3 protein-coding genes are annotated in these 2,115 nt (G+C 67.0%); 1 reads left to right on the forward strand and 2 read right to left on the reverse strand.

All coding sequences use genetic code 11. The annotated features are described in order from the left end of the window. Positions 1-197 precede the first annotated feature (197 nt). On the reverse strand, positions 198-851 hold the full coding sequence (locus tag Q4G24_RS16545; RefSeq protein ID WP_303367632.1) for a DUF3489 domain-containing protein: 654 nt from the start codon (positions 849-851) through the stop codon (positions 198-200). Between the two features lie 137 nt (positions 852-988). Next, positions 989-1,177: a hypothetical protein gene (locus tag Q4G24_RS16550; protein ID WP_303367633.1), complete on the reverse strand. Its 189-nt coding sequence runs from the start codon at positions 1,175-1,177 to the stop codon at positions 989-991. A gap of 175 nt (positions 1,178-1,352) precedes the next feature. On the opposite strand from Q4G24_RS16550, the gene Q4G24_RS16555 reads away from it, so the two are divergent. Continuing rightward, positions 1,353-1,952 carry an elements of external origin gene (locus Q4G24_RS16555; protein WP_303367634.1) on the forward strand — a complete coding sequence of 200 codons (600 nt, stop codon included), beginning with the start codon at positions 1,353-1,355 and terminating at the stop codon, positions 1,950-1,952. The last annotated feature ends 163 nt before the right edge of the window (positions 1,953-2,115 follow it).

Below are 2,115 nucleotides of genomic sequence, written 5' to 3' on the forward strand. Positions count from 1 at the left end.
AACCCGCTGTTCGTCGAGGCGCTGATGGGCTGGCCCACCGGGTGGACCGCCTTCGACTCTGCGGTAACGGGGTGGTCCCCTTGGTTGCGGCGCATGCGTTCCGAACTCTCGCGGCTCGGCTCGCTGCGGGAGGCCGCGAGCCAGACGGGCCGGTTCAGCTGACGATGTGGTAAGGGGGAGTGCGGGTGTTTCGCGGATCAGTCAGCGATCCGATAGACCCGCCCGCGCTCGGGGTGTTTGTCGGAAGTCACCACCAGCCCGAGGCGCTTTTTCAGTGCCCCGGCGATAGCGCCGCGAACAGTGTGGGGTTGCCAGCCGGTTGCGCTGGCAATTTCAGCAATGCTGGCCCCTTCAGGCGCGCGCAGCATGGCAATCGGCACCGCCTGTTTGGTGCCGGTGCGGGGCTGATTGGATGCAGCAACCTCTGCGCTATCGGCGGCGTCTGTGGCGATGGCCGGAGCCTCAACAGCCGTTGCCGGGGTGTCAGCAGCTTTTGTCCAATCTGTCGGTGAACGCGCATCGGTCGCGTCTGCGCCGCAGGTGGCAGGCGTATCGGGGCGGGCAATTGCCTTTGCCTTGAACTTCGCCGCCACCGCCCGGATCACCACCTGATCAAAGCCGATGGCCTCCATACCCTTGGGCGTCAGGATCAGCGTCCGCCCGGTATCGCGCCAAAGCGGATCGCCCGGCGCGGCATTGGCCTCGGCCAGCAGCCCGCGCGTCAGCAGCGCGGTGACAACCTTGGCCTGCGCGCCTGCGGGCAGCTTGCCCGGCAGCGGCAGGGCAAGCTGGCGGGGCCGGGCGCTCGCGGCGTTCAGAACGGTGGTTTGGGTCGGGGTCAGGTCTTGCATCGGGTCGTCTCCGGGTCCGGGCGCGGGAATGCGGCCGGTGCTACGACCCTGCGCCGCGCAGAAGGGCGCGGCGGGGTGAGGCATGCGTCAGCGGCTCAGCCGCGAGGTGTTTTACTCTGCCTGCGCGTCCTCCTGCTTCAGCAGGGCGAGGATGACCCCGGCCATCCGCCGAGGTATTCGCTGCGGCGGAAGGCCTCGTCGTCGATCTCCCAGCCGACATTGAGGGTCGGATCGACCAGCAGCCGATCCTGACCGGGCATCAACTCGCGGGCCTTGGCATTGTAGCGCGCGGCGAGGGTCGGTTGGGTAGCAGTTTTGCGGGTCATCGAGGCTCCTTTCGGGGTGAGTTGCATCGTTTTCCTGCAATCAGATTCGCTCTGTCGCGGTCGCTTATCAACTCAATAAGCGACTGTTTTTTAATAATAATCATCAGGGCTCAGTGCGGGCAGATTCACGCCTGTGGCCAGTCCAGAACCACCATCACCACAGGAAGCCTCCCCCATGGGCATCTCGCGCCGCCAATACGCCAGCCATCGCGGGGTCAGCGAGGCGGCGGTGCGCAAGGCGATTGCCAGCGGCCGGATCACGCCCGAGCCGGATGGCAGCATTGATGCGGCCCGCGCCGATGCGGAATGGGCGCGGCAGACCGATCCGGCCAAGCAGCGCGGGGTGCATGCGCAGGCGCTGGGCGTGCGCAGCGCCGCCAGCGCCCGCGTGGCCGCGACCAAGCCTGTGCCGAAAGCGGCCATCGACGCGGTCAATGCCACGCTTGACGATGCCAGCAGCGGCGATCCCGCTGGCGGGGCGGGTGAGGTCTCGTTCCTGCGCGCCCGGATGGCCAATGAGGTGCTGAAGGCCCAGACCGCCAAGGTCCGCCTGCAAAAGATGAAGGCCGAACTGGTCGACCGGGCGCGGGCCACCACCATGGTCTTTGACCTCGCCCGGCGCGAGCGGGACGCCTGGCTGAACTGGCCGCCGCGTGTGGCCGCGAATATGGCCGCCGAACTCGGCACTGATCCCCATGCGATGGAGCAGATACTGGACAAATACCTGCGCTCGCATCTGGCCGAGATGGCGGAGGTCCGGCTTGAACTTCGGTGATGACGCGGGCTTCGACGGCGCAGACGATATCCGCCGCGCCTGGCGGGGCGGGCTGGCCCTGGACCCCGCGCTGACCGTCAGCGAATGGGCGAGTGAATAAAGACTGCCCCTAGGCTCCAGACTTCGGTAACGGGGTCGTCTCAGTCAAGCGGTTTTTTGCATA

Source organism: Paracoccus sp. (in: a-proteobacteria) (assembly GCF_030538695.1).
Taxonomy (GTDB): domain Bacteria; phylum Pseudomonadota; class Alphaproteobacteria; order Rhodobacterales; family Rhodobacteraceae; genus Paracoccus.

Coding starts and splice junctions, on each gene's coding strand:
- Q4G24_RS16555 (WP_303367634.1), top strand. CDS start 1,353: ATGGGCATCTCGCGCCGCCAATACGCCAGCCATCGCGGGGTCAGCGAG.
- Q4G24_RS16545 (WP_303367632.1), bottom strand. CDS start 851: ATGCAAGACCTGACCCCGACCCAAACCACCGTTCTGAACGCCGCGAGC.
- Q4G24_RS16550 (WP_303367633.1), bottom strand. CDS start 1,177: ATGACCCGCAAAACTGCTACCCAACCGACCCTCGCCGCGCGCTACAAT.